General features: G+C 61.7%; 25 protein-coding genes. 8 read left to right on the top strand and 17 right to left on the bottom strand.

Annotation, left to right across the window (positions count from 1 at the left end):
* Positions 1 to 241: 241 nt before the first annotated feature.
* The 5 genes from GA0061101_RS28880 to GA0061101_RS28860 form a co-directional block, all read right to left on the bottom strand.
* Entirely contained in the window at positions 242 to 445 is a 204-nt protein-coding gene (locus GA0061101_RS28880; RefSeq protein WP_037194776.1) for a hypothetical protein, read from the bottom strand.
* Positions 446 to 544: 99 nt separating this feature from the next.
* Positions 545 to 1369, bottom strand: a complete 825-nt coding sequence (locus tag GA0061101_RS28875; protein ID WP_051963390.1) for an anti-sigma factor family protein — start codon at positions 1367 to 1369, stop codon at positions 545 to 547.
* Positions 1370 to 1390: 21 nt separating this feature from the next.
* Positions 1391 to 1906 carry an RNA polymerase sigma factor gene (locus GA0061101_RS28870; RefSeq protein ID WP_047562657.1) on the bottom strand — a complete coding sequence of 172 codons (516 nt, stop codon included), beginning with the start codon at positions 1904 to 1906 and terminating at the stop codon, positions 1391 to 1393.
* A gap of 214 nt (positions 1907 to 2120) precedes the next feature.
* Positions 2121 to 2687 (bottom strand): tetratricopeptide repeat protein, encoded by a 567-nt coding sequence (locus tag GA0061101_RS28865; protein WP_047562658.1) that lies wholly within the window; start codon positions 2685 to 2687, stop codon positions 2121 to 2123.
* A gap of 92 nt (positions 2688 to 2779) precedes the next feature.
* Positions 2780 to 3700 carry a metallophosphoesterase family protein gene (locus tag GA0061101_RS28860; RefSeq protein WP_245297596.1) on the bottom strand — a complete coding sequence of 307 codons (921 nt, stop codon included), beginning with the start codon at positions 3698 to 3700 and terminating at the stop codon, positions 2780 to 2782.
* Between the two features lie 71 nt (positions 3701 to 3771).
* Between GA0061101_RS28860 and GA0061101_RS28855 the strand changes: the two genes are divergently transcribed.
* Complete coding sequence (locus tag GA0061101_RS28855; protein ID WP_092576318.1) at positions 3772 to 4263, top strand: NUDIX domain-containing protein; 492 nt, start codon at positions 3772 to 3774, stop codon at positions 4261 to 4263.
* 48 nt (positions 4264 to 4311) lie between these two features.
* On the opposite strand, the gene GA0061101_RS28850 is transcribed toward GA0061101_RS28855, so the two are convergent.
* Positions 4312 to 5301 (bottom strand): glutathione S-transferase family protein, encoded by a 990-nt coding sequence (locus GA0061101_RS28850; protein ID WP_047562661.1) that lies wholly within the window; start codon positions 5299 to 5301, stop codon positions 4312 to 4314.
* A gap of 347 nt (positions 5302 to 5648) precedes the next feature.
* On the opposite strand from GA0061101_RS28850, the gene GA0061101_RS28845 reads away from it, so the two are divergent.
* Both GA0061101_RS28845 and GA0061101_RS28840 read left to right on the top strand, forming a co-directional pair.
* Positions 5649 to 6221: a GNAT family N-acetyltransferase gene (locus GA0061101_RS28845; RefSeq protein WP_092576315.1), complete on the top strand. Its 573-nt coding sequence runs from the start codon at positions 5649 to 5651 to the stop codon at positions 6219 to 6221.
* 143 nt (positions 6222 to 6364) lie between these two features.
* On the top strand, positions 6365 to 8356 hold the full coding sequence (locus GA0061101_RS28840; protein WP_092576312.1) for a PhoX family protein: 1992 nt from the start codon (positions 6365 to 6367) through the stop codon (positions 8354 to 8356).
* A 39-nt stretch (positions 8357 to 8395) separates the two neighbouring features.
* Here the strand turns inward: GA0061101_RS28840 and GA0061101_RS28835 are convergent, their stop codons facing one another.
* Genes GA0061101_RS28835 through GA0061101_RS28815 form a run of 5 tightly spaced genes read right to left on the bottom strand, consistent with a single transcriptional unit; the run spans position 8396 to position 15677 of the window.
* Entirely contained in the window at positions 8396 to 8821 is a 426-nt protein-coding gene (locus GA0061101_RS28835; RefSeq protein ID WP_092576341.1) for a GNAT family N-acetyltransferase, read from the bottom strand.
* 5 nt (positions 8822 to 8826) lie between these two features.
* Positions 8827 to 10899: a membrane protein gene (locus GA0061101_RS28830; protein ID WP_037194756.1), complete on the bottom strand. Its 2073-nt coding sequence runs from the start codon at positions 10897 to 10899 to the stop codon at positions 8827 to 8829.
* A 1-nt stretch (position 10900) separates the two neighbouring features.
* Positions 10901 to 13720, bottom strand: a complete 2820-nt coding sequence (locus GA0061101_RS28825; protein WP_092576310.1) for a DUF4159 domain-containing protein — start codon at positions 13718 to 13720, stop codon at positions 10901 to 10903.
* On the bottom strand, positions 13717 to 14637 hold the full coding sequence (locus tag GA0061101_RS28820; RefSeq protein WP_037194752.1) for a DUF58 domain-containing protein: 921 nt from the start codon (positions 14635 to 14637) through the stop codon (positions 13717 to 13719). The genes GA0061101_RS28825 and GA0061101_RS28820 overlap by 4 nt, the downstream gene beginning before the upstream one ends.
* Before the next feature lie 26 nt (positions 14638 to 14663).
* Entirely contained in the window at positions 14664 to 15677 is a 1014-nt protein-coding gene (locus tag GA0061101_RS28815; protein WP_037194750.1) for an AAA family ATPase, read from the bottom strand.
* Between the two features lie 168 nt (positions 15678 to 15845).
* On the opposite strand from GA0061101_RS28815, the gene GA0061101_RS28810 reads away from it, so the two are divergent.
* Genes GA0061101_RS28810 through GA0061101_RS28800 form a run of 3 tightly spaced genes read left to right on the top strand, consistent with a single transcriptional unit; the run spans position 15846 to position 18354 of the window.
* Positions 15846 to 16469, top strand: coding sequence for a DUF1285 domain-containing protein (locus tag GA0061101_RS28810; RefSeq protein WP_047638656.1), 624 nt, complete (start codon positions 15846 to 15848; stop codon positions 16467 to 16469).
* Positions 16466 to 17101, top strand: a complete 636-nt coding sequence (locus GA0061101_RS28805) for a CoA pyrophosphatase (protein WP_037194745.1) — start codon at positions 16466 to 16468, stop codon at positions 17099 to 17101. Before GA0061101_RS28810 ends, GA0061101_RS28805 begins: the two co-directional genes overlap by 4 nt.
* A complete protein-coding gene (locus tag GA0061101_RS28800; RefSeq protein ID WP_092576306.1) occupies positions 17098 to 18354 on the top strand; it encodes a CCA tRNA nucleotidyltransferase in 1257 nt (418 codons plus the stop codon). Before GA0061101_RS28805 ends, GA0061101_RS28800 begins: the two co-directional genes overlap by 4 nt.
* Before the next feature lie 17 nt (positions 18355 to 18371).
* On the opposite strand, the gene GA0061101_RS28795 is transcribed toward GA0061101_RS28800, so the two are convergent.
* The 3 genes from GA0061101_RS28795 to hemF form a co-directional block, all read right to left on the bottom strand.
* Positions 18372 to 18557 (bottom strand): DUF1059 domain-containing protein, encoded by a 186-nt coding sequence (locus GA0061101_RS28795; protein ID WP_034504051.1) that lies wholly within the window; start codon positions 18555 to 18557, stop codon positions 18372 to 18374.
* Between the two features lie 133 nt (positions 18558 to 18690).
* Complete coding sequence (locus tag GA0061101_RS28790) at positions 18691 to 18969, bottom strand: hypothetical protein (protein WP_047562675.1); 279 nt, start codon at positions 18967 to 18969, stop codon at positions 18691 to 18693.
* 93 nt (positions 18970 to 19062) lie between these two features.
* Complete coding sequence (gene hemF / locus GA0061101_RS28785; RefSeq protein ID WP_037194736.1) at positions 19063 to 19974, bottom strand: oxygen-dependent coproporphyrinogen oxidase; 912 nt, start codon at positions 19972 to 19974, stop codon at positions 19063 to 19065.
* 169 nt (positions 19975 to 20143) lie between these two features.
* Between hemF and GA0061101_RS28780 the strand changes: the two genes are divergently transcribed.
* Entirely contained in the window at positions 20144 to 20404 is a 261-nt protein-coding gene (locus GA0061101_RS28780) for a hypothetical protein (RefSeq protein WP_047562966.1), read from the top strand.
* 49 nt (positions 20405 to 20453) lie between these two features.
* Here the strand turns inward: GA0061101_RS28780 and GA0061101_RS28775 are convergent, their stop codons facing one another.
* The 3 genes from GA0061101_RS28775 to GA0061101_RS28765 all read right to left on the bottom strand — a co-directional run bounded on the left by GA0061101_RS28775 (position 20454) and on the right by GA0061101_RS28765 (position 24016).
* On the bottom strand, positions 20454 to 22097 hold the full coding sequence (locus tag GA0061101_RS28775) for a Na/Pi cotransporter family protein (protein ID WP_037194734.1): 1644 nt from the start codon (positions 22095 to 22097) through the stop codon (positions 20454 to 20456).
* Between the two features lie 205 nt (positions 22098 to 22302).
* Positions 22303 to 23442: a hypothetical protein gene (locus GA0061101_RS28770; protein ID WP_047562677.1), complete on the bottom strand. Its 1140-nt coding sequence runs from the start codon at positions 23440 to 23442 to the stop codon at positions 22303 to 22305.
* A 100-nt stretch (positions 23443 to 23542) separates the two neighbouring features.
* Positions 23543 to 24016 carry a tRNA (cytidine(34)-2'-O)-methyltransferase gene (locus GA0061101_RS28765; RefSeq protein ID WP_092576339.1) on the bottom strand — a complete coding sequence of 158 codons (474 nt, stop codon included), beginning with the start codon at positions 24014 to 24016 and terminating at the stop codon, positions 23543 to 23545.
* A 390-nt stretch (positions 24017 to 24406) separates the two neighbouring features.
* On the opposite strand from GA0061101_RS28765, the gene GA0061101_RS28760 reads away from it, so the two are divergent.
* A complete protein-coding gene (locus tag GA0061101_RS28760) occupies positions 24407 to 26260 on the top strand; it encodes an ABC transporter ATP-binding protein (RefSeq protein WP_092576302.1) in 1854 nt (617 codons plus the stop codon).
* Positions 26261 to 26278 lie beyond the last annotated feature (18 nt).

The raw sequence follows: 26278 nt of genomic DNA, 5'->3' as shown, positions 1-26278 counted from the left end.
TCTGATGGGCGGACCGAACAAGCAGTCCTTCACGGCACTGCTTTTCAGCGGTGGTTTCCTGTGCCGTGGGTTTTCATCAAAGTGCTCTCCTCATGGTCGCTGCTGCCTCTATAGCGTGTATCGGCGCCAATGTCAGCAGAAATTGCGCTGCAGCCAAGCAATGCGCCGGCAGCACAGAACGGACCATGATTTCAGAGGTGTCAAAGCCGATGCCGAGTAACGACACGCGCTTGTGGCGCGCTCAGGATTTTTGCTGGGCAAGGACGTCGCGCTGTTTCGTCAACCGCTCGAGCTCTTCTTCCTGTTCGGCGATGCGATCCGACGTCCGTTCTTCGTCCGCCGCGCCGGAAAAGGCGGTGGCTTGCTCGATCAGCTCGCGCAGATTTTCCCTTATTGCCGCAATTCGACTGTCGATTTCCGGGATGGTCAGCAGAATGTCGGACATGGTGAAACTCCAGCGAGAATATAATCCAATGCGATTGACCGCCACCCATTATCCATCGGCTGGCTGGCAGCCGCAAGCTGCAAAGCGAGAGAATGCTTTTTAGATTTCCGAGGATACCCTGTTGGCAATCTGGTCGAGCATCGCATCCGACGAGGGGCCGACGACTGCATAGGTCACGCCATTGCGATGCCAGGATACGATGCTGACATCGTCCTTGATGGTCTCGTCGAAATTGTCGTCATTCGACGCACCGTCGATCTTGGTGAAGCAGATGGCGACGACGTCACCATCCAGGTTCTTGTAGATCAGCTGGCCGACAGGCTTGCCGCCGGCAACGAACATGCGTGCGCCCTGGAACACGAGGCCGTCGGCGGCAAGATCCGGAAAATTGAACTTGACGCCCACCGTGCTCGACAGCCACTTGCCGATCTCATCCAGCTCGCTCGCTTGCAGTTCGACCATATGGTGCGGCTGGCGCGAATAGATGCGATGGTAGGCGGCAATGTCATCCAGCCAGTTGCGCGTCGATGTCTGCGCCGGAGTGGGCGGCGCGGCTGCTGGCATGCCCGGTGGCTGCATGCCGAAGAAATAGCCGATGCCGCCGCCGAGCGCGAACAGGATGAGGGCGGCCGCAAGCGACTGCCTGCCGGTCGGGGCAAGTTTCAGGGATGGCCGGGCAAGACGGGGGGAGGGGTCGCGCGTCTTAGGAGGCTGCGCACTCTTGATGGACCGCACAAGTGCCAGCGGCACCGGTTCCTTCAACACTTCGTCGAAAGCCTTGCGGCCGACATCGGAGCCGTGCTTCAGTTCATCGAAAATCCGCCGCGCGTCAGGATCGGAAGCAATGAGCTTTTCCAGCTCGTCCTTCTCTTCGCGGCTCGTCTCGCCATCCATGAAGGCGGACAAACGAACTTCGAGCGGCATTTTCTTCATGTCCTGCAATGCTTAAAACCTTCGAGACGAGCGGCTGTGGCCTTGGGAGGCAAGATAGAGACGGGCGCTGGAGAGCCGCGATGTCACTGCCGACAAGGGAATGCCGAGAATATCGGCCGCCTGCTTGTAGTTATGCCCTTCGACTTCGACCAGCAGGAAGACACTGGCAAGTCCTTCGGGCAAAGATGTGACCAAACGGTGCGCTTCTCCGTCTTCCACCGGATTGGTATGCGTAGCCGATGCCGCCGGCTCGCCCTGTTCCAGGGCACTGCCTTTGACGGCGGGGCGCAGCTTGTGGCGCCGGGCTTCGTCGACCCATTGGTGTCGGGCCATCGTATAGAGCCAGCTTTCCAATTTGCCGCCACCGTTCCAAAGATGGAATTTAGCGATGCCGCGCTGACAGACGCTCTGGACGAGTTCGTCCGCATCGGTCAAATCGCCGGTGAGCGTCACCGCGAAGCGGCGAAGCTTCGGGAGAAGGCCGACCAGATCGCGTCTGATGTCGATGGCTGCTACCGGCGTGGGCATGGTCGTTCCAGAGAGGTGTTGGAGGTTGTCACACTGGCGATGCCTTTCCGCAAATGACGGCCTTTCCCTTGTGAAAGGTCATGCGAGCGGAATGATCGTCCTGTGTTGGTATGAACCATTTCTATGCCGTTTCGCAAGTCTTCAAAAATTGCTCGCGCACTTGCCTGCCGTCGTTCGAGTGCCGTGCCGTCAAGGCCCCGCGCCCCCGCATGCCCTAATAGGTGACCTGGCCCTTCAGCGATTGCAGCAGCGAGCGATATGCCCAGGTATTTTCACCGCCACGGTCACGGATTTCGACAAGCTGCACACGCGCGCCCTGGACATCGCCCTGCGCGAGGAGGGCTTGTCCCATATAAGAGCGCGCAAGAATATAGTTTTCGTCGCGTTGCAGGGCCTTGCGGTAGTAGCTCATGCCGAGCTCCATACGACCGGCCTTGCGGTTGGAATAGCCGAGATAATTGAGGATGCGGGGATCGTCCTGATTCTTGGCGAGCTTCAGGACAGTGATGGCGTTGTCGTACTGGCCGGCATAGGCGAATTCGCGCGCAGCCTGGAACAACTGATCATCGTTGAAGCCGCTTTCCTTCGGCTTCACGCATTCCTTCTTGTCCTTGTCCCACACCTTGCCGTCTGTGCACTCGGTCGTGGTCTTGCTCTTCGGTGGTGGCGCCGTTTCGTCGTTTTCCGTGCCGGCGGCGAAGGCGTGCAGGCTGGCGGTGAGCAAAAATCCGGCCGTAAGCGCCATCATTGCGGAGCTCTTCTTGGCGACCTTAAAACCCATGCTATCCTCCGGGAATCCGATAGTTCGATTGTAGCTCCGTATCTTCAAAAACGCTACCGAAACGACGCGGTCGGTGGACACAAAACACGAGATCATAGCGCCAGAATATCGACGCCTTCGGCCTCGACACCCTCGCCTCTGGCATCGAGGCTGTAGCGTTCGGCCTTCAGTTCCCAGGCGCCGGGGCGACCGGCAATGGTGAAGAGATTGTAGGCGGCGCGCGGCTTCAATCCGCCGGCGCCCTGCGAGGCCGAAGCGATGCCGACGACCGGCACCGGGCCGGTGTGTCCGCGCAGCCAATGCACGGTGTTGAGGTGCGTATGGCCGTGAAGGACCAGTTCGGCGCCGCCCGTCGAGATGGCGGCCGCAAAGCGGCGAATACCGATCATGCGCTTGTAGAAGCTGGTCGCGCCGCGGATCGGCGGGTGATGGATCATGACGACGCGAAAGAGCCCGGCATCGCCGGCGGCGCGAAGCAAGTTCACCGTTTCGCGCGCCTGGCGGGCGGAGTAAAAGCCGCTGGCGGCGAAGGGAGGCGTGGCGAAGGCTGTGGAGCAGCCGATCAGCGCAACCTGATCGCGAACGCGCAGATACGGGAAGATATGCTGGTCTTGCGGCCATTCTGCCGGCGCGCGATCACCCCTGACATAGGGATACCAGGCGCGCATGGCTTTCTCATATGACCCTGGCACATAGGCATCGTGATTGCCGGGAACGACCGAGGTGTCGAGCGGGTCGCCGACCGTCTTCAGCCATGCCGCCGCCGTTTGGATCTCGATGCCGCTCGCAAGGTTGACGAGATCGCCCGTCACGGCAAGATGATCGACTTGCTTCGCCTTGATGTCGTCAAGAAGGAGATCGAGCGTACCGCCAAAAAGGTGCTTGCGCCGGTTCCGATGCCAGTTCACAAATCCGGTAATGCGTTTGGAGGCGAGTTCTCTGATCGAAAGGCGTGGCAGGGGACCTAGGTGAATATCGGAAATATGCGCGAGCTTGAACATGGGATGAGACATAGCCCACTCTATTGTCAAAACAAATACATCCCCTGTCTGATTACGGATCGACGAAGCGTCGGAGTTCAGGCATGAGCGACGACATCTCTCGCGACGAAAAGCGCGGGCTGGGCGTGCGGCTGCTCGGCTTTGCGCTGCATACCTATTTCGCGCTGACCCGCAGCATGACGCTCGGCGTGCGCGCGGCCTGCTTCGACGGCGAAGGGCGAATTTTCCTGGTGCGGCATTCCTACATCGCCGGATGGCACATGCCCGGCGGTGGTGTCGAACGCCATGAGACGGTGGAGCAGGCGCTTGCGAAGGAGCTGCGGGAGGAAGGCAATCTGGTGATATCGGGCAGGCCGCAGCTCTTCCACGTCTATTTCAACAACCGCACCAGCAGACGCGACCATGTCGTCTTCTACCGTGTTGAGGTAACGCAGACCGCGCTGCGCAAGCCGGATCGCGAAATCGTCGAAAGCGGCTTCTTTCCTCTCGACGCACTTCCCAAGGGCGCGACCAAGGCGACCTATAGGCGGCTGAAGGAACTGGAGGGGGCGGAGCCTCCCTCGAACTATTGGTGACATCAGCCTCGCCATCGACGGCCACGGCGAGGCCTGTCCAGTTCCAACTCAGGCAGCCTTTGCCAATCCCTCCCGGCCATGCGGGCGATCGAAATCAAGGTCCGGGCCGATGGGCACGATGCCCGTCGGGTTAATCGTCTTGTGGCTGCGATAGTAGTGGTTCTTGATATGGGCGAGGTTCACCGTTTCGGCCACGCCGGCAACCTGATAAAGATCGCGCAGATATGCCGAGAGGTTCGCATAGTCGGCAATGCGGCGGATGTTGCATTTGAAATGGCCGACATAGACGGCGTCGAAGCGAACGAGTGTGGTGAACAGCCGCCAGTCGGCCTCCGTCAGCCGATCTCCGAACAGGTAGCGCTTCGTCGATAGCCGCTTGTCGAGCATATCGAGCGTCTCGAAGAGGCGACGGGCGTTTTCCTCGTAGGCCTCCTGCGCTGTCGCGAAGCCGGCCTTGTAGACGCCGTTGTTGACAGTGTCGTAGACGATCTCGTTCAGCGCATCGATGTCCGATCGCAGGTCTGCGGGATAGAAATCCTCCCTTGATCCGGTCAACGCATCGAAGGCGCTGTTGAACATGCGGATGATTTCGGCTGACTCATTGTTGACGATCGTGCCAGTTCGCTTGTCCCAGAGAACGGGGACCGTCACACGACCGGAATAGTGCGGATCGGCCTTGACGTAGATTTCCCAAAGCGCCTTGGCGCCGAAAAGGGGATCGAGCGTCCCTCCGTCTTTCCCTTTGAATTCCCAGCCGTTTTCCAGCATCAACGGATCGACGATCGAGACCGGGATCAGATCCTCGAGCTTCTTCAGCCTGCGGAAGATCAGGGTGCGGTGCGCCCAGGGGCAGGCAAGCGAAACGTAGAGATGGTAGCGTCCGGCCTCGGCCTTGAAGCCTCCGGTTCCAGTCGGGCCGGGTGTGCCGTCCGGGGTGATCCAGTTACGGAACTGCGATGCGGCCCGCTTGAAATGGCCCTTTGTCTCCTTGGTGTCGTACCAGACGTCGTGCCAGACGCCGTCAACCAACATGCCCATTGTTCTGTCCTTTCGGAAATGCTGCTGCGAACTTAACCTCGAAGATACGGCATGCCGACCGAATTTCGAGACGATAAACGATGAACACTGCGTTGCTGGCATGATCGGCAGGCATCGGAGGCGTTCCACTTGGGTCACATCATCGTGCAGACACGATCAGCGTCAACAAGCAGCGGCCCGCATTTTACATTGGACGCGCCGGATATTTCCTGCTATCGGGCTTGTCACACTTTGAGGACCGCTTGTCATGAAAGTCACCAGAAGCCTGCGACGACGCCGATGATCCCGAACGCTCGATGAGCGCCTTCGAGAACAATTCCGTCTGTTTATATGGTTTCCTTGGTCTAATGTACAAGCACGATCTGGTCTACCTCACTGAGGATGCGTCGCACGACGCTGTCATCGAACTCATCAACGAAGAAGCATTCGGTCCCGGCCGGTTCACCCGTGCCGCTGCACGGATTCGCGAGCAGGGGCCGCATGATCGCACGCTGTCCTTCATCTGCGCCGACGACGGAGAAACGATCGCCTCCGTGCGCATGACGCCGGTGCTTGCCGGCTCGGTCAAGGGGCATCTGCTTGGGCCGCTCGCGGTCCGGCCCTCGCACAAGAACCAGGGTATCGGCCGCGAACTCGTGCGGATTGCGGTCGAGGCTGCCAAACGCAAGGGGTCGGAAGCGGTCATCCTTGTCGGCGACCCGCCCTACTACGACCCGCTCGGCTTCGAAAAGGTCGCTTATAACGCCCTGACGTTTCCGGGTCCGGTCGATGCCAACCGCGTTCTGGTCGTGCCGATTGCCGCCGACACGCATGAGCGGCTGCATGGTTCGATCGTCTGGCGTGACGGTTCCGTTCCGGCCGTTGTTGCCGAAGACGAAGATGCGAATGAGATGGTGCCGCTGACCGCAATTGCGGTCTAGCGGCCGTATCATCCACAGTTGTACCTAAGCCCGTGGCTCTCGCATTCCGACGCCCGGTCATTTTTCATCGACCTGTCATATAGCCAACCTAAGAGTTTTCCTCGCCCTATTCCGGGCGATTGCTAAACTTTGGGGGTAAAGCAATGACAGGAAATCTCACACAGAAAGACATATTCCCGACCAGTCAGCTCGAAGAAGCCGACGGGGAGGGACAAAACTGCACCGACAATCCGACGATGGGGGAAATCATCAGTCGTCGTTTTTCGCGCCGTGGCTTCCTGCAAGGGTCGCTCGCCGTTTCCGCCATCGCTGCAACGGTGGGGCCCGTTGCTTTGATGAGCGCTGAAAAGGCACGCGCAGCCGGCGGTTCCGCCTTCATTTTCAAGGAGATCGAAGCCGGTGTCGATGCCGATCATCATGTCGCTGAAGGTTATGATGCGAATGTCCTGCTGCGCTGGGGCGATGCGGTTTTCGCTGACTCACCTGCCTTCGATCCGAAGAACCAGACGGCAGAAGCACAGCGCCGCCAGTTCGGCTACAACAACGACTATGTCGGCTATATCCCGCTCGGCGGCTCGTCCGAGCACGGCCTACTGGTCGTCAATCACGAATACACAAACCCACACCTGATGTTTCCGGGCCTGGTGACCGTTGCGGACGGCAAGATCAAGCAGGCACCGCTGAGCAAGGAGCAGGTGGATATCGAAATGGCAGCCCATGGCGGCACCATCGTCGAGATCCGCAAGATCGACGGCAAATGGCAGGTCGTGCCTGATGGCAAGTACAACCGTCGCATCACGACCATGACCGAGATGCAGCTCACCGGCCCGGCAGCGGGCGACGAGCGGCTGAAGACGGTGGCAGACGCCAGCGGCAAGAAGGTGATCGGTACGCTCAACAACTGTGCCGGCGGCGTAACGCCCTGGGGCACCTACATCATGGCCGAGGAAAATTTCCACGGCTATTTCTCCGGCAAGCTGCCCGAGGGCCACAAGGAGGCCGCCAACTACAAGCGCTACGGCGTGCCGGAAGGCGGATATGAGTGGGCGAACTTCCACGACCGCTTCGACCTCGGCAAGGAACCGAACGAGCCCAACCGCTTTGGCTGGATCGTCGAAGTCGACGCCTTTGATCCGCAGTCGGTACCGAAGAAGCGCACGGCGCTCGGACGCTTCAAGCACGAGGGCGCTGCCAACATCATCTCGAAGGATGGCCGCGTGGTCTTCTATCTCGGCGATGACGAACGCTTCGACTATGTCTACAAGTTCGTGACCGCTGCTGCCTATAACGAGGCTGACCGCGCCGCCAACCTCGACTTGCTCGACAACGGCACGCTCTATGTCGCCAAGTTCGCCGACGACGGCGCGCTGCAATGGCTGCCGCTGACGTTCGGACAGGGTCCGCTGACGACGGAAAATGGCTTTACGAGCCAGGCCGACGTGCTGATCGAAACCCGCCGCGCCGGTGATCTGCTCGGGGCGACGAAGATGGACCGCCCGGAGGACATCGAACCCAATGCCGTCAACGGCAAGGTCTATGTGATGCTGACCAACAATACCAAGCGCAAGGCGGAACAGGTGAATACCGCCAACCCACGCGCCGACAACGCCTTTGGTCACATCATCGAAATCAGCGAGGACGGTGGCGAATTCTCGGCGACGTCAGGCAAGTGGGAAGTGCTGCTGAAGTGCGGCGATCCTTCCGTCGCCGCTGTCGGCGCATCCTTCTCCACCGACACGACGAAGAACGGCTGGTTCGGCATGCCGGACAACTGTTCGATCGACGCTGCCGGCCGTCTCTGGGTGGCGACCGACGGCAACAGCAACAAGGCGACCGGCCGTACCGATGGTCTCTGGGCCGTCGATACGGAAGGCGCTGCGCGTGCGACCTCGAAGTTGTTCTATCGCGTGCCTGTCGGTGCCGAACTTTGCGGCCCGCTTTTCCTGCCGGATGACCAGACGGCCCTCGTTGCCGTGCAGCACCCGGGCGATGGTGGCGATGACTGGTCCGGTCACGGCCGTCCGTCCTATTACGAGGACCTGTCGACGCGCTGGCCGGACTTCAAGCCGGACATGCCTGTCCGTCCGGCTGTCGTGGCCATCACCAAGGCTGGCGGCGGCAAGATCGCCGTCTAAGGTTTTGCAATAGAAGCGAAAACCGTCGCCCCGCTGCCATCAGCGGGGCGATAGCTTTTTCTGCAGGAAGAAACGGCTACGGCCGGTGGGAAATTCCGGCAATTCGCCGAAGATGACATAGCCCTGCCGTTGATAGGCGCGCAGCGCCTGCGGATTGAAGGTGTCGATCCAAGCGCCTTGGCAGCCGCGGGCCATTGCTTCCGCTTCCGCCGCTTCGAGGAGCTTTCCGGCCATGCCCTGACCGCGCAGCGTTTCCGGCACGAACAGCCATGCAGTGAACAACCAGCCCCAGGCCGTGTAGCCCGAAATGCCGCCGATAGTCTTGCCGCTTTCGTCGCGGATCAGCACGGCGAGCGGGCGGCGTTTGGAGGGGCCGACATCGACAGCGTTAAAGGCGGTCAGACCCTCGCTGATTGCAGCAAGTTCGCTTTCGGAGGGGGTATCGGTCACATCGAGGTGCGTCATCGCATTCACCGTCCTTCGCGCCACCAGGTGGCGGAGAAGGCAAAGAGCAGGGCGGCAAGACCGGCAAAGCCTGCGAACAGGGGCAGGGAATTGATCCCCTTCAGCACGGTTTCGTCGGTCATGCGGATGGTCAGGCGCTGGCCGTCGGCAACACGGACGGCACCGCGAACAGGCAGGACCTGTGGAACCGTGACGCCACCATTGGCGCCGGCGATACGGGTGACGAGACCCTTGGTCTTTTGCGCCAAAGGCTTCAGAGTCTCGGTGGTCGAGATCATTGCCTTGAACTCAGGAGCGTCGATCGCGCCGATATGGACGAGCGTCGAGAGACTGCCATTGGCGATCTGGTAAAGCCCAATCTCGTCCATGTGCTTCTCGGCCTGATAGAGGCCCGGCTGCGTCCGCTTCAGTTGCAATGTCTGCGTCTTGCCGGAGGGCGATTTGATCGTGGCCGGGCCGGGGTCGTCGCCGACGGTCTGGCGAGTCACCTCCAGCGTACGGCCGGCGGCGTTTGCCGTCAGTGCTTCTTCTTCCAGCGCCGGCTCCTTCAGCAGCCAGTGGGCAATGCGTCGGTAGAGCGACACATGCGGGCCGCCGCCTTCGAAGCCGCGTGCCCAGAGCCAGCCCTCATCGGAGAGCAGCATGGCGACACGGCCCTGACCGACACGGTTGAGCACCAGCAACGGGCTGTTGTCGGCGCCGACCATCACGGTCTGTCCCTGCGGCTTTTCGACATCGACGCTGCGGAACCAGCGGCCCCAATGCGGCGGCTCGGTGTCGGATCCGTCGAGGCCGCGCGTTACCGGATGCTTGCGACCCTGCTCCGAAAGGCGCGGATAGAAGGGCTTCTCGATCATCTGGCCGGTCGGCTCTGCCGGCAGCACCGAGGCAAGCGGGGTGAGCGCGATCGAATTGCCGGCTGCGTGTTCGGGGCCGGCTGCGACGAGCAACGCACCGCCGTTTTCGACGTACTGCGCCATGTAGTCATAATAGATCGTCGGCAGGACGTTCTGACGGTCCTGGTAACGGTCGAAGATGATCAGGTCGAAAGAGCTGATCTTGTCGACGAAGAGTTCGCGCGTCGGGAAGGCGATCAGCGACAGTTCGTTGATCGGCGTGCCGTCCTGCTTATCCGGCGGGCGAAGAATGGTGAAGTGCACGAGGTCGACGGAGGCGTCCGATTTCAACAGGTTGCGCCACGCGCGTTCACCGGCATGCGGCTCGCCGGAGACGAGCAGCACGCGCATGTTCTGGCGAATGCCCTCGATCAGCTGGACCGTGCGGTTGTTGATGGGTGTGACCTCGCCCGGCACTTCGGCCACGGAGAATTCGAGGACATTGTTGCCGGCGCGCGGCACCTTGAAGCTGAAGGGCGTATCCTGGCCCGGCGTTGCCTGCAGCGTCGCGATCTCGTCGCCATTCATCTTTGCGGTCACGGCAGCGGTGCCGCCCGGGCTTTTGCCATCGTCGACGACACGCAGGACAAGCTGCTGTTCGTCGTTGACGATGCCGAAGCGGGGCGCGCGCACGATTTCGATGCGGCGATCGAATTCGTTCGGCTTGCCGGTGATCAGCCCGTGGATGGGCGCATCGAAACCGAGCTGCTGGTTCACGCCGGGAATGTCGTGGATCTGACCGTCGGTCAGGAAGATCGCGCCGCCGATCCTGGCAGGTGGCACGTCCGCGATCGCCGAGGAGAGGGCCGCGAAAAGCCGCGTCGATGGCGAATCCGATTCTGCTGGATCGCGCGCCTCGACGATGCGGGGCTCTATGCGCGGAAACTGCGCCAGACGATCCTTGAGCATCGCCAGGGCATCGTCGGTCATCTTGGCGCGCTCCGGCGTGTCCTGGCTCAGGCTGCGGTCGACGACGACGGGAACGATGGTGGTGAGCTGATCGCGGTCTTCCTGCATCAGCACGGGGTTGGCGAGTGCTGCCAGCAGGGCGAAGGCGGCGAGCGCGCGGATCCAGCTCCCACGCAGGCGCCGGTAGATCGCAAGCGCCGCGATGGCGAGCGTCAATACCGCGAGCGCTGATAGCACGGGCCAGGGCAGGAACGGGGCAAAACCGATATTCATCTTACTGCCCCAACCGTTGCAGGATATCCGGGATGTGCACCTGATCGGACTTATAGTTTCCGGTCAGCATGTACATCATGATGTTGACGCCGGTACGGTAGGCATATTCGCGCTGGGTCTCGTCGGGGGGCACGGTCGGCAACAGCGGCGCGCCGTTGTCGTCCACTGCCCACGCGCCGGCGAAGTCGTTGCCCGTGATCATGATCGGCGTCACGCCATCCGAGGAAGCCACGGCATTGCCGTCTCGGCGCGTATCCTGACGCGCCTCGATCCAGAGCGGGCTGTCGGCATAGCGGCCGGGGAAGCTTGACAGCAGGTAGAAGGACTTGGTCAGCACATGACCCGCAGGCACCGGCTCGAGGGGCGGAATGTCGAGATTGGCGAGGATCTGCTGCAGCCGCTGGCCGTTCGGGCTCGGCGTCGACGTGTCGCCCATGGTGTCGAGGGCGTCACGCGTGTCGAAGAGCACGGTGCCGCCATTGCGCATATAGGCATCGATGCGGTTGATAGCGTCGTTGGACGGCATCGGCGCCGTCGCCGATATCGGCCAGTAGATGAGCGGATAGAAGGCGAGCTCATCCTTGGCGGGGTCCAGCCCCACCGGCGGGCCTGGCTCCAATGTCGTGCGATATGTGAGGTAGTCCGAAAGGCCGGCGAGGCCGCGCTCGGAAACATGATCTACGTCGGATTCGCCCGTGACGACATAGGCAAGATGCGTCTTGTCGAGCCGCGAATAGATGGTGTCGTCGCCGGGTTTGGAATCGTCGGCCAAGGCACTCGCCGGATGCAGGAAGGTCGCGACCGAGACGGCCAGCATCAGCATCGCTGCACCGCCGGCGATGGTCTTCGTCGACCTGCCCAGGCGAGGAAAGGCGCCATTCATGAAGAGCACGATCAGGCTGTCGGCCAAAAGGACGAGGAAGGCGAGGGTGAAGAGGATCGGCTTAGCCGACCATGCCTCGCCGCCGATCAAGCCTTCCCGTGCCACCGTACCGGCAGCCGACGCGTCCAGCGGCTTGAGCTCGGCGCCACGAGGCAGGACGTTAAGCGCGGTAAAGCCCTCCTCGGAGCCGTAGAGGCCCGGCGGATTGTCGAAATTGGCGATGGCCGTTTCCTTGCTGTTCGGTTCGAGCGGCCGGGCGCTGCCGATCTCGCTGGTCAGCACGCCCTTGGCGGTCAGGAGCCGATATGGCGGCATGGTCTCGGTTGCCTTGGCGGCGCCTTGCGTCGACGTGACGCCGCCGGAGCGCGACAGCTGGACGATGCGCCGCAGCATCTCGACGAAGTCGCCCGAGATGGGCAGGTCGGACCATTGCGGTTCGGCGCTGACGTGGAACAGTACGATGCGGCCGGCCTGCATCTGCTTCTCGGTGACCAGTGGCGTTCCGTCTGCAAGGCTCGCCCAGGTGCGTTCGGCAAGATCCGGCGTCGGCTCGGCCAGAACCTGCCGTTTGACCAACACATTGATCGTCTTCGACATGCCGGCGAAGGGGCCGAATGAGGGGAAGTCCGCGAGCGGCTGCGGCTCGGCCCAGGAGAGTGCGCCGCCGAAAGTACGCTCGCCTTGCCGGAGCGTCACGGGCACGAGTGGATCATCGGCAGGCGCTGCAGCAAGGCGCGGACCGGCAAAACGCACGAGCGTTCCGCCATTCTGAATCCAGCGCTGCAGGGGCGCATAGCTTTCTTGCGGCAGGCGGCCGACATCGGCCATGATGATCACCGATGGATTGCCGGCCAGCAATTCGGGGATCGATTTCGCCAGATCGGCGCTATTGGGCTGGATCAGGTCGGCATAAGGCTGCAGGGCGCGCTGGATGTAGTAGAGCGGCGACAGGATCGGCTGGAATTCGTCGGCGGCCTGCCCGGAGAGGAGCGCCACGCGGCGGCGGCGGAAGCCATCGTCGAGCAGATAGACGCTGCCGGCGCTGGCATTCCGGTCGATGCCGATACGGGCAAAATCGTTGCGCATTTCGAAGGGAGCGGCGATGGAGCCGGTGGCGACCGTCTGGCCGCCGGCAAAGGTCAGCGAACCGGCGGCGATCGGCCGACCCTGGCTGTCCTGCGCCGTGAGCCCCAGGCGCAGCGGGTTGGCGCCGTTCAGCCGCGTCGCTGTCACGGTCATGTCTTTGGAGGCATTGGCCGCACCGGTGATCGCCAGAATATCGCTGCCGTCACCTTCGATCAGCCGTAGTTCGCTCGGCTGCAAGGCGGCGAGCCGGCTGACGATATCGTCCTTGTCCTTGCTCTCGATGCCGTCGGAGATGAAGGCGATCGTGCCGGGTTTGCCGTTGAGTGCTGCCTTCACGGCGTCAGCGGCACGTTGGCGGTCGGGGACCAGCGGCCTTGGATTCATCGCATGCAGCTTGTCGCGGGCCGCTGACGCAGCGCCGGGCGTAGCGTCATTGCCTTGTTCGGCGGTGAAGACGATCGAGACGGGAATGCCCTTGGCGTCGGCATCGTCGATCAGCGCGTCCGCGGTTCGAACACGACGCTCCCAGTCCGAGACGCTTGCCCAGCTATTGTCGATCATCAACACCAGCGGCCCGCTGCCTGACAGCGTGTTGGTACGCGGATTGAACATCGGGTTGGCGATGGCGAGAATGACGAGGGCGGCCAGCAGCATGCGCAGCAGCGTCAGCCACCAGGGGCTGCGCGCCGGCGTTTCCTCGCGCTTGAGAATCGTCGCGAGAATGCGCAGCGGCGGGAAGACTTCCGCGCGCGGTTGCGGCGGCGTGAGGCGCAGGAGCCACCAGATCGCGGGAAGCAGGATCAATGCCGCGAGGATGGCGGGCGAGGCGAAGGCGAAGGAAAGACCGCTCATGGCTGCCCTCCCGACGCCACCTTGGCCGGCATGCCGGAAAGATACATATGCACGGCGACAAGCGCTTCCGATGCCAACCGGTCGGTGCGATGGCTCAGGAAGGTCCAGCCGAGATGGCGCAGCGACTGGCCGAGACTTTCGCGGCGCGCGAGGTAGGCGCGCTGATAATCGTCACGCAGGTTTTCCGCGCGCCCGGCGATCAGCTTCGAGCCCGTTTCGGGGTCGCTGAATTCGGTGCGGCCGCTATAGGGGAAGATTTCCTCGGCGGGATCCGCGACTTCGACGACATGACCACGCAACCCCCGGCGCGCCAGAGGCCCGATCCGGCTCATGACACTATCGGCATCATCCAGGAAATCGCCGATCAATACGATATCACTCCAGCCACGGATCATCGCCGTCTGCGGCAGGCCGCCTTCGAGCGGCGTGTGCATCAGGGCCGCTGCCAGCCGCTCGGCGGCATTGCGGGTCGAGACCGGTTCCATGATGCCGGGGCAGCCGATGCGTTCACCGGAACGGGAGAGGATTTCGGCGAGCGCCAGCATCAGCACCAACGCGCGGCTTTCCTTGGAAGCATGGCCATAGGTCGATTTGTACATCATCGAAGGCGACAGATCGGCCCAGAGCCAGATCGTATGCGCGGCTTCCCATTCGTGATCGCGTATATAGGTGTGATCGTCGCGCGCCGAGCGGCGCCAGTCGATGCGCGAAAGGCTTTCGCCTTCACTATAGGGGCGGAACTGCCAGAAATTCTCGCCGATGCCGCGCTTGCGACGGCCGTGCCATCCGGCAATGACCGTGTTGGCGATGCGCTTGGCTTCGACGAGGCAATCCGGCACGAGGGCGGCGCGACTGCGGGCACGGGAGAGGGCATCGTTGCCTGAAGTCGGTCTGACGATCTGTCCGATGGATGCCACGCGCTATACTCTCCTCGACACCCAGCTTAGGTTCTCGACTGCTTTACCAGCCCTGCGATGACATCGCGCACGGACATGCCCTCGGCGCGGGCGGCAAAGGTCAGCGCCATGCGATGTTCGAGCACGGGCTCGGCCAGCGCATGCACATCGTCGATCGACGGCGCAAGCCGGCCTTCATAAAGTGCACGGGCGCGGGCGCAGAGCATCATCGCCTGGCCGGCGCGAGGGCCAGGGCCCCAGGCGACGTGCTTGTCGGTCGAGGCGTTGCCCTGGCCGGGTCGGGCGGAGCGCACCAGGGACAGGATCGCGTCGACGACGCCGTCGCTGACGGGCATCTGGCGGATCAATTGCTGAATCTCCAGCAGGCGCGCGGCATCGATGACGGCCTGCGGCGTCGCTTCGCTGACGCCGGTGGTTTCGAGCAGGATACGGCGCTCATCTGCGAGTTCCGGATAGTCCACATCGACCTGCAGCAGGAAGCGGTCGAGCTGGGCTTCCGGAAGCGGATAGGTGCCTTCCTGTTCCAGCGGATTCTGCGTTGCCAGCACATGGAAGGGCGCGGGCAGGTCATACCGCTGGCCAGCGATGGTGATGTGATACTCCTGCATCGATTGCAGCAGCGCCGATTGCGTGCGCGGCGAGGCGCGGTTGATCTCGTCTGCCATCAGCAGCTGCGCGAAGACCGGGCCTTTCACGAAACGGAAGGAGCGGCGACCGCTTTCGTCCTGATCCATGACTTCGGAGCCGAGAATATCCGACGGCATCAGGTCGGGCGTGAACTGCACGCGGCTGGAGGCAAGGCCGAGGACGGCGCCAAGCGTGGTCACGAGCTTGGTCTTTGCAAGGCCCGGCACGCCGACAAGCAGGGCGTGACCGCCCCCGAGCACGCCAAGCAGCGTATTCTCCACGACGCTTTCCTGGCCGAAAATGACCTTCGATACCTCTTCGCGTATGTTGGCGATATCGCTCAGCGCCTTCTCGGCCGATGCAATGATCGCCTGCTCGTCGAGGCTCGTTTCGGTCGATTTGATCATGCCCATTTGCATCTCCAATGGCAGAAAAACGGCGCGCGCGATTCGCAGACCTTACACATTTGCTTCATAACCAATACAACTTATCGCCACGAAGACGGCTGACAAGCACGTTTCGAATGACTATCTCGTGAGAAACTGTCGTATTCGTGACTAACGGCGAACCGGGACGGAAGAATGGCAACCGAGGAAATCAAGGCGACCGGTGATGCGGCGAGTCTCGCGGCGCTGATTTCGCGCGCCGCCGGCGACAGCGGCGGCCGCAAGAAGGGCCTACCGCCCGTCGATCGCTGGGATCCGCCGTTTTGCGGCGATATCGACATGGAAATCAGGGCCGACGGCACCTGGTATTATCTGGGCACGCCCATCGGCCGCGCGCCGTTGGTGCGCCTGTTTTCCACAGTGCTGCGCAAGGACGAGGACGAGAAGACCTACCTCGTCACGCCTGTGGAAAAGGTCGGGATCCGCGTCGTCGACGCGCCGTTCGTCGCCGTCGAGATGAGCGTGAACGAGCGCGATGGCAGACGCGTGCTGACTTTCCGCACCAATGTCGGTGATGTCGTCGAGGCGGGCAGGGAGCATCCGATCCGTTTCGTCATCCGCGGCGAGAACGACGAACTGAAACCCTATTTGCATGTTCGCGGTCGGTTGGAAGCCCTGGTGACGCGCGCGGTCATGTATGATCTCGTGGAACTCGGCGAGCCCGTCGAAATCGCCGGCCGGGAGATCTTCTGCGTGCGCTCCGGCAGCTCTATCTTTCCCGTGATGCCGGTTGCCGAATTGGATGCGCTGACGCGATGAGCGAATTCCCCCTTTATTCCGCGGATGAATTTCGGCGGCGTGCCCTCAATCAGAGCGGTGGCCCCATTGAGCTTGCCTGGCGCGATCACGGCGATCATCTCCTCAATCCCGAAACGATATTGCAGGTCGAGGGCCTGAAGCTGCGGGATGCGGCGGTGCTCGTGCCTGTTGTCGACACCGGCGACGACGCCAAGGTGATCTTCACGCTGCGGACGTCGACCTTGCGCAAGCATTCCGGCCAGATCGCCTTTCCGGGCGGTGCGGTCGATCCCGAAGACGCTTCACCGGAAATGGCCGCCGTGCGCGAGGCGGGAGAGGAGATCGGGCTTGCCGATATCTTCATAGAGCCCGTCGCGCGGCTTCCGCATTATCTTGCAGCGACCGGCTTCCGCATCACGCCTATCCTTGCCGTAGTGAAGCCCGGCTTCGATCTGGCTCTCAATCCGACCGAGGTCGAGGATGCCTTCGAGGTGCCGCTGTCTTTCCTGATGGATCCCAGCCACCACGCGACGGATACCATGCTGTGGCAGGGGATCGAGCGTCATTTCTATCGCATGCCCTATGGGCAGCGCATGATCTGGGGCATTACCGCGGGCATCGTCCGCACGCTTTACGAAAGGCTCTATTCATGACGTCCGTTGCCGGTGAAGCCTGGTTCCGGGATGAGGCGCTGCAGCGGGCGCTATCGCTGCTGAATGCCGATGGCGGCGAGGGCCGCGTCGTCGGCGGCGCCGTGCGCAACAGCCTCATGGGGCTTCCGGTCGCCGATATCGATATCGCCACGACATTGCTGCCGGAGGCCGTTGTCGAAAGAGCGGCTGCGGCGGGCATCAAGGCGGTGCCAACCGGCATCGCTCATGGCACGGTCACCCTGGTCATCGACGGAAAACCGTTTGAGATCACGACCTTGCGGCGAGATGTTGAGACGGATGGACGCCGCGCCCGCGTCGCCTTCAGCGAGGACTGGCAGGCCGATGCCGAGCGGCGGGACCTGACGATCAACGCTCTCTATGCCTCGGTCGATGGCGAGGTGCTCGATCTGGTGGGCGGGCTTGCCGATCTCGAGCGTCGCAATATCCGCTTCATCGGCGATGCCGCGGCGCGGATTGCCGAAGATCATCTGCGCATATTGCGCTTCTTCCGTTTCTTCGCGCACTACGGCAGCGGCCGGCCGGATGCGGACGGACTGCGCGCCTGCGCGGCGGCCCGGTCCAAGATCGCCGCGCTGTCGGCCGAGCGTGTCTGGTCGGAGATGAAGAAGCTGCTCGCAGCCAAGGATCCGGGCCGGGCGCTGCTCTGGATGCGCCAGGTGGGGATATTGACCGAGGTTCTGCCGGAAACGGAGAAATGGGGGATCGATGCCATTCCGGCGCTCGTAACCACCGAACAGGCGCTCCGCTGGCCGTCCGATCCCTTGTTGCGGCTTGCCGCCATCGTGCCGCCGGATGCGGCGAGACTTGCCAAGCTCGCCGAGCGGCTGCGCATGTCTAAGGCCGAGGCGGCCTGTCTGCAGGCCTGGGCAAACATGCCCGCGATCAAGGACGACATGTCGGAAGCGGCCTTCGATCGCTTGCTCTATCGCCATGATGCATCGGGCGTTGTCGCGCGACTGAAGCTTGCGCTTGCTATCGCGCGGGGCAAGGCGGAGGGCGATTTCGAGGAGATGGCGCGCGCTGCGCGGCTTAGCAAATTGCTGGAGCGAACGACGAAATGGAAGCGGCCGGCTTTCCCGCTCGGCGGCGCGGATGCGCTTGCCGCAGGCATTGCCGCCGGCCCCCGGGTCGGGGAGGTTCTCGGCAAGCTCGAGCAGGAATGGCTCGATGGGAACTTCGCGATGAGCCGGGCCAAACTTCTCGCCCGGCTCAAGGATTTGGCGAGCGCCTGACAGCCCAAGCCGGCGGATCAGGCCGCGTTCGCCTCGTCGCGAATGCGTGCCTTGATGTTATCGACCATGTTTTCCCGGACGATTGTTTCGCCATGCGCGTCACGCATGTGCTCGACGGCGCGGCGAACCACCTCGGCATCGTCCTTGGCGCGAGTGTGCCAGGTGCAGCCGGGCACCAGCGTACCACATTCGAACAGGCGCATATCTTCCTCCTCATATTTCAACGCTTGGACATTCCTCAATGCCGAAGGGCATTAGGGTTAAAACGCAACGGGCTGGAAAAGGTTTCTCGCGTCCGGCAAGGCTCTTTGCTTGCCGGACGCGTGCTTGTGGACTTCAATCCGGCATCGCCCAGGATCTGAAGCAGTCCGAAGACTGATATTTCGGTATGGGCGCTTGTCTGGTCGAACGATCGGCGGTCATGCGAGCGATTTCGCTCGGCGACTTGCGTGCGAGCTGCATCCTCACCTGCTCGATGAAGCAGGACAGCGGCAAATCGGATCCGCTGCGGATCCGCATATCCTCAGCCAGCCGGATGACGAATTCCGGACTATCGACCGCGCGCGAAAGCTTCTGTTCTTTTGAAACTTCCGTGACTTGATTCAGTACTGCCATTACAACCTCCTCCGATTGAAACGAGCATTACGTCACCTAGGCACTCCCTCGGGCAATTTCAGGGTTCTGTCTGATCATTTTGTGTTGAACGCCCTAAGGCCAACGCACCACCGGCGGCAGAGATGATAAAATCGACTCGACGTTGCCGCCTGTTTTCAGCCCGAATATTGTACCCCGATCGTACAGCAAATTGAACTCCACATAGCGTCCGCGACGAATTAATTGCTCGTCGCGATCCTCCTCGGACCATGTCTCGTTGAAATTCGAGCGGACGATCCGCGGGTAGACCATGGAGAAGGCCCGTCCGACGTCGCGGGTAAAGGCGAAATCGGCATTCCAGCCGCCCGCTTCTTCCTCGGAATGCAGCCAGTCGAAGAAGATGCCGCCGATTCCGCGTGCCTCGTTGCGGTGTTTCAGGAAGAAATATTCGTCGCACCAGCTCTTGTAACGCTGATAGTCAGCGATGGCATGCCGGTCGCAGACGATCTGCATGGCGCGATGAAAGAGGACGCTGTCGGGGTCTTCCTGCGTGCGACGACGGTCGAGCACCGGCGTCAGATCGGCGCCGCCGCCGAACCAGTGACTGGTCGTGACCACCATACGGGTATTCATATGCACGGCCGGCACGTTCGGATTGACCGGGTGGGCGATCAGCGACAGGCCAGACGCCCAGAAGCGCGGGTCTTCCTCGGCGCCCGGTATCTGGCTGCGGAAATCGGGAGAAAATTCGCCATGGACGGTCGAGGTGTGGACGCCGACCTTTTCGAAGACGCGGCCTTCCATCATCGACATGCGGCCGCCACCGCCCTGGCCCTTTTCCCGCTGCCAGTCCTTGGCGACGAAGCGTCCCGGCTCCTGGTCGGAAAGGGGGCCGGCAAGCTCGTTCTCCAACTGCTCGAACTCGGCGCAGATCGCGTCGCGCAGGCTCTCGAACCAGGTTCGCGCCGCCTCTTTCTTTGCTTCAATATCTTCGGGTAGTCCTTTGGGAAGATTGGGTCGTTCCATGCATGCTCTCCGACGGCGCAGGCAGCTGGCGGCCCGCGATTCGCACCGTATGTATCGTGATTTTGAATAACAGCAACACTGCGGCGCAGCCAGTGCAGCAGCGTCGCAGGAAAATCGACTCGCAAATTTCCCGATGCGGTACTATGTTCCCTCCCATTGGCGAGGTTTTATCATGAAGATACCCGGACCGCCGCCCCTTGATGGGCTGAGAAACCGAATATTCCGCCACCGGCAGGAGCATCCAACCGGCAGAAAGAGCGATTTCGTTCGCGAGACCTTTTGTCTCAGTCGCCCTGACGCACGCGCCAAGGCGCGCGAATGGTTCGATGAATTCCCCAAAGCCGCCTATTGGACCGAAGTTGAAAGCTGGCGTCAAATCGAGGGCGACCGCATCGAATTCACCATGCGGCGTTTGCCGTCGGCGGATTGAGTCGGACGAAATTGCGGCTTGCGATGGCAGGCAATGAGCCTGCGCGGTCTTATTGTGTACTCCGCAACCGGCTTTCGATCAGCAACCCGCTCTCGTCCAGGATCGGATGTGCCACCGAAACGATGTGAGCATTGATGCGCTTCAGATCGCGCAGCATGTCGAGATGCAGCGAGCTGGTCTGCAGGCTGTCGACGCGGCCGTCGCGCAGTCTTTCGAGGTGGCGCTCGGAGGACTGTTTCTCCAGCCGGCGGACGTCGACCTTCACCTCCATCAGTTGCCTGGCGAGATTGGAGTCGCGGGTCACGAGGATGGTCTGGGCGATGCGCAGGTTGTCGATTGTCAGGCTGAAGAGGCTTCGCAGCTCGCGGTACCCGTCCTCCGAGAAGGTCAGCCCCTTGCCGATCTTCTTCGCCACCTGCTCGGCAAGGCCCTTCTCGATGATGTCGCCTATATGCTCGAGATTGATGGCATAGTCGATGATGACGATGGAGCGCCTGCCGTTCTCGGCATCCAGCCCGTCGCGGCCGAGCTTCGACAGGTAGATCTTCACCTCCTGCTGGATCCGATCGACGCGCTTCTCCAGAATCGGGACTTCCTTCAACGGCGACAGGTCGTTGTCGTTGAAGGCATTTTCCGTGCGGATCAGCATGCGTTCGACGAGATCCCCGACGCCGAGCACCTCGCGCGTGGCGCTTGCGAGTGCGACGACAGGCGTGGTGAGGGCCTGCTGATCGAGAAAATTCGGCCCGTCGTCGGCCCGCGGATCATCCGGCACAAGCCGGAGCATCACCTTTGACAGCAGGCGCGAGAAGGGCCAGGCGCAGACGGCAAGGGCGATATTGAAAAGCAGATGCACATCCACGGGCAGTTTGGCCGGCGAGAAATGGAGGTTTTGCATCCAGTCGCCGATATAGCCTGCGAGCGGCAGCGCGATGAGGCAGCCGATCGCGCGCACGATCAGGTTGCCGAGGGTGACGCGCCGCGCGGTCGCCGGGCCTGACAATGTCGCCATGACCGGCGGGATCGCGCCGCCGAGATTGGCACCGAGCACGAGCACCACCGTCAATGCTGGGGACAATATGCCTGCTGACGCAAGCGACAGGATCAGCACGACGACGGCAAGGCTGGACGAGGACACAAAGGCCAGGACAGCCGAGAAGATGAGCGCCACTGGCAGCGCGCCGTCAAGCAGGCCGATGAAGGCACCAAGCGCCGGCGATTGCCGCATCGGCGCGGTAGCAAGGCTCAGCAATTGCAACGAAAGCAACATCAGCCCGATACCGATGAGCGCCGCTCCAGCGCCCTGCTTGGAGGTCGACGAGCGGCGATAGAGTACGATGCCTATGAGAAGGATAAGAGGGGACAGCCATTCGATGCCGGTCGCGACGATCCATGCCGTGACCGCCGTGCCGACATTGGCGCCAAGCAGGACGATCTGTGCCATGCTCGGCAGGACGAGATCGCGCTCGACGAAGGAGGCAATCATCAGCGCCGTCGCTGTGGAGCTCTGCAGAGCAATTGTCGCCAGGAAGCCGGATAGGAATGAGCGTCCGCCGCTGCGCGTGCCCTTGGCAAGGCCTGTTCTGAGCTTGGCTCCGAAGGCGCGCGACACGCCATCCTTCACCTGTGCAAGGCCGAAGAGCAGGAGAGCAACGGCCCCGAACAGATTGATCATGACAATGGTAGATTCCAATTTTCTTCTTATTCTTCCTCATGCCGCCATTTGCTAGATAAATCCGAAAGCATAATAACATACTGAAAAGGCATGTATTTCAGCATGCAGGCGTATCGGATGAGAAGAGGCAATTTTAATCGCCGGCTAAGCATTATACGCTTGCGGAGACCTTAGTCCATCATCACTTGCGACATATGGGGTCAGTATTTGCGCAGCGTCCGCTTCAATGTGGCTTGGGCGGTTGCAAATCTTCGGAAGAGCCGGGTTCACTGTGCGGCGTGCTTGGCAATGTGCTTACCGAGAAGGCCTTTTTGACCTTTTCGATTGTTGCGGGTCGCGGTCCGGGACGAGCAGAGGACAAGGCAACGATTGTCTCGTTCGCCAACGGCGATGCTTCCGCGCTGCTTTCCTCGGCCCGCGCATCCGCTGCTATCGGCGAGATCGCCAGGATTTCCTTGAGCGTTGATGTCACAGGCAAATGGCCGCCCAAATCCGTATTCGTATGATGCCAGGCATGGGGAATGTGTCGATCGGCGTCGATGAACGGCCGGGAATTGATTTCGCCGAACCAGTCCCATTCGCCCATGACATCGACGACGTCGGTGAAGGCCGGCGGCATGGCGATGCGTGCGCCTATCGTCACGATCTTCATAGTTTCGGCCAGGTCGGCGACCCGTATCTCGTCCTCTTTGCAAAGATCATGCAGGGCGGCGGAAAGCACGAGATTGCCCTTGGAGTGGCCGACCAGCAGGCGGAAGGAGAGGCGGGGATCAGCAAGAAGCGCCCGCACGGTTCTGGTATCGAGGCTGGTGCGGGCGGCCGCTCCGTCGCCATATGCTCCGACTTTGGGACGTCCGGCAAGGTCGTCCAACGTTTCCAGCATCGGTCGCAGGCCCCTCAGATGTCCGAAGAAAAAAAGTCCGCCGAAAGCCTCGGTGATGACATCGGCGATGCCGTAGCCGGAGACGACAACGGCGACCGGCCCCTGGATTGCGTCCGCCACGTTTCGGGCGAAGGCGGCCGCACCCAACGCGGAGCCGCCGATGCCGGCGACGGCGAGTGCCCGCACCTTATCGCCGCCGCGCAGGACGAATTCGTCCACCGTCTCGCAAAGGATAATCGGCGCACCATCGCTTGGCGGGACGATCATGATCGCACCCTGGGCGGCGAGCGAGTCGCTGATGTAGAAGGCTTCTTCCGGCGTGATCACCTTGATGTCGTAAAACAGGGCGTCGAGTGCGACATTCCGTTGGCGAAGGCCCTCGAGAGCGAGATTGCGAAGGGGGGAGCGCTGAAGCCGCTCGGGGAGGCTCAAGATGCGCGCGAACTGGATGAGGGAGAGAGTGAATGCCGTCTGGAACATGGGTCACCTCGCCAAGGTTGCCTGAGTTAGAGCATTCCAGGGCAAAGCTTCTCACACTTTATCCGACGTGCCAACGCCTATTCGGGCACGACATTCAGGCCTAGCGCGGGATCGGCGTCCATTGCGTCTGCCGCAGCGCTTCGCCTGCTATCATGGCCGCCGACATGGCGACATTGATGGAGCGCTGGCCTTCGACCATCGGGATCAAAATGCGGCCATCGGCCTTGTCGTGCACATGCTCGGGCACGCCTGCGCTCTCACGGCCGAAGAGGAGAATATCGTCGCTGCGGAAGGCGAAGTCGGTATGTCGTTCGGCCGCTTTGGTGGAGGCGAGCACCAGCCGCCGCCCGCTTTCCAAACGCCACGCCTCGAAGCGGTCCCAGTTCACGTGCCTGGTCAGGGTCACGGCTGCCAGGTAATCCATGCCGGCGCGCTTCAGGTTGCGGTCCGAAATGTCGAAGCCCGCCGGTTCGATGATGTCGACGCTAAGGCCAAGGCAAGCGGCCAGACGCAGGATCGTGCCGGTATTGCCGGGAATGTCGGGCTGGTAGAGGGCGATGCGAAGCGTGGTCATGGCCTGCAACTAGCGAAATCACGCGGATTTGTCTTCGATTTTCCGCGATACCTCGATTTTTGTGATGTCTTCCATCAGCACAATTGAAGGTTTCAGCCCATTTTTCAGGCATATTTCACTTTTCAAAACAGGAAATGCGCGCTAAAAGATACTCGCTCTACAACCAGCGAGATAGGAGGCACAGATGGATATCACCTTTGTAATGATGCGCCTCCGTGCCGTGAACCCACGGTTCTGATTAGGGCGCTTCAAGGCGCACTTTCGCAGGTCCCCCTTTTCGTTTCGTTGCGCGGCCAATATGGCCTCGTTCTTTCATCGTCCGGTCACCATATCAGTCTGCACCTTTAGGCGCAGCGGATGGTCAAAAGGTCGAGTCTTTGGAGCATTTCAATGTTTGGCTGGTTCGAACAGCGACTAAACCCCTTTCCGAGCGAGGTGCCGGACGCTCCGCCGCGCGGTCTCTTTGCCTTTTGCTGGCACTATACCAAGCCGGCAGCACCCTGGTTGATCGCCATGAGCATCCTCACGATGCTGATCGCGATCGGGGAGGTGGCGCTGTTCCAGTTTCTTGGCGATATCGTCGATTGGCTGACCAAGGCCGATAGGACGACCTTCCTGCAAACGGAATGGCACAAGCTTTTCTGGATGGGGGCGATGGTGCTGATCGGCCTGCCGTTTGCGGCGGTGCTCGACAGCTTCATCATGCACCAGGTCCTGCTCGGCAACTATCCGATGATCGCGCGCTGGCAGATGCATCGCTTCCTGCTGCGCCACAGCATGACTTTTTTCGCCAACGAGTTCGCAGGCCGAGTCGCCACCAAGGTGATGCAGACCTCGCTTGCCGTGCGCGAAACGGTGATGAAGATCCTCGACGTCTTCGTCTATGTGGTCACGTACTTCCTGTCGATGATCCTCGTGATCGCGATGGCGGATTGGCGGCTGATGTTCCCGATCCTGCTTTGGCTCGGCGTCTATGTCGCCATTGTCGCCTATTTCGTACCGGTGCTGCGCAAGATCGCCGCACAGCAGGCCGATGCGCGCTCGACTATGACGGGTCGTGTCGTCGACAGCTATACCAACATCGCGACGGTGAAGCTGTTTTCGCACGCGGGTCGGGAGGAGAAGTACGCCAGGGCTGGCATGGAGGAATTCCTGGGCACCGTGCACCAGCAGATGCGCAAGGTGACGATGTTCCATGCCGCCGTCTACATCAACAACTGCGTGGCGCTGTTCATCGTTTCGGCGCTGTCGATCTGGTTCTGGCTCAGCGGTTCGATCTCGGTCGGCTCGATCGCCATTGCTATCGGCCTTGCCATGCGCGTCAACGGCATGTCGCAGTGGGTGATGTGGGAAGTTTCGGCGCTCTTCGAGAATATCGGCACGGTCTATGACGGCATGGAGATGATGACGAAGCCGCATGACATCGTCGATCAGCCGACGGCTTCGCCGATCTCAGCCAAGCAGGGCGCAATCCGCTTCGACCACATTCGCTTCCACTATGGCAAAGCGAAGGGTGTCATCGAGGATCTGACCCTGGACATTCGGGCCGGCGAAAAGATCGGGCTCGTCGGTCGCTCAGGCGCCGGCAAGACGACGCTGATGAACTTGCTGCTCCGCTTCTACGATCTGGAGAGCGGTCGCATCACCATCGACGGCCACGACATAGCCGGGGTGACGCAGGACAGCCTTCGTTCGATGATCGGCGTAGTGACGCAGGATACGTCGTTGTTGCACCGCTCGATCCGCGACAACATCGCCTACAGCCGCCCGGATGCGACCGACGAAGAGGTGACCCAGGCGGCAAAACGCGCCAATGCCTGGGAGTTCATCGAAGGTCTGGTCGACATGCAGGGCCGCAAAGGGCTGGATGCGCAGGTCGGCGAGCGCGGCGTCAAGCTCTCCGGCGGCCAGCGGCAGCGCATCGCGATCGCCCGCGTCTTCCTGAAGGACGCGCCGATCCTGGTGCTTGACGAGGCGACCTCGGCGCTCGATTCCGAAGTGGAAGCGGCGATCCAGGAAAACCTCTTCGCGCTGATGCATGGCAAGACGGTGATCGCCATTGCGCATCGCCTGTCGACGCTGACCGAGATGGACCGTCTCATCGTCCTCGACAAGGGTCGGAACATCGAGATGGGCACACATCAGGAGCTGGTCCAGAACGGCGGCATCTATGCCGAGCTCTGGAGCCGCCAGTCCGGTGGTTTCCTTGCGGACCACGAAGAGGCCGAGGCGGCAGCGGAGTAAGCATGAGGAAAGGGCGGC

The organism is Martinezella lusitana, from assembly GCF_900094565.1.
Taxonomy (GTDB): Bacteria; Pseudomonadota; Alphaproteobacteria; order Rhizobiales; family Rhizobiaceae; genus Rhizobium; species Rhizobium lusitanum.
The sequence above is the reverse complement of the archived record's forward strand: the minus strand, read 5'-3'. Positions and strand labels throughout refer to the sequence as shown.